Consider the following 799-nt stretch of genomic DNA (forward strand, 5'->3'; position numbering starts at 1 on the left):
TTCGAAAGGGCGGTTGCGGTCAGGTTTGTCTACTTGCAAGAGGAATAGTTGCTGGTCTTTCGCAAAAGAACGGAAAGAGCGGTTGGACATGTTTGCGTCGACAGAATCCCGTCCGAAGATCGCGTGCGTTCTTCGTTCGCAAACGATGAGACTCAATTTGCAGGCTGTGCCGACGGTGGGCGACAGCAGGCGTATCGGCCTAGCGAAGTGGTCGGCGACAGACTCGGCTTCGTCTTCAGGTGCCGTGTTTTCGCGACAATATCGTTCGTTCGGGGGAGACGGAGGTTGGCCGCGTTGGTAGGTCGGATATCTCGATGTGTACTTTAACCGACAAAGTGACGGAGAACCGACGATGCAACAGTTCGCGCGTGTACTAACAGACAAAGGCGCCGTTCCGGTAATTCTGAAAGGTAGTGAGCACCTCGACCTGCGGCCCATTGTTTCCGACATCAACCCGGACGCGATAGCTGGAGGTGCTTTAATCAATGTCGATACCTCTCGCCTCTCTCCGATCGCCGGTGACGTCACATACCTGGCGCCAATCGATGGCATTCGGCAGATCGCGGCGACGGGCTTCAACTACAAGAAGCACATCGAAGAATTCAAGATGAAGCCGCCGACGGAACCTGAGGTGTTCTTGAAGGCGATCAGCTCACTGACGGGACCCTTCGATCCGATCTCTCGTGGTCCTAATCAGAACGTGAAACTTGACTGGGAAGTCGAGTTGGCAATCGTGATCGGGCGGGAAGCGAAAGATGACAGCGCTGCCGCCGCAGCCGACTACATCTTCGGTTACGTC

Annotated in this window: 1 protein-coding gene; it reads left to right on the plus strand. The window is 55.3% G+C overall.

What is annotated here, in order from left to right; genetic code table 11:
* Nucleotides 1-352 precede the first annotated feature (352 nt).
* Nucleotides 353-799 (plus strand): fumarylacetoacetate hydrolase family protein (locus tag NS334_RS16995; RefSeq protein WP_193753164.1); only part of this gene is annotated, 447 nt, incomplete at its 3' end.

Origin of the sequence: Sphingomonas endophytica (genome assembly GCF_001476895.1) — a bacterium.
In the GTDB taxonomy this organism is placed as follows: Bacteria; Pseudomonadota; Alphaproteobacteria; order Sphingomonadales; family Sphingomonadaceae; genus Sphingomonas; species Sphingomonas endophytica_A.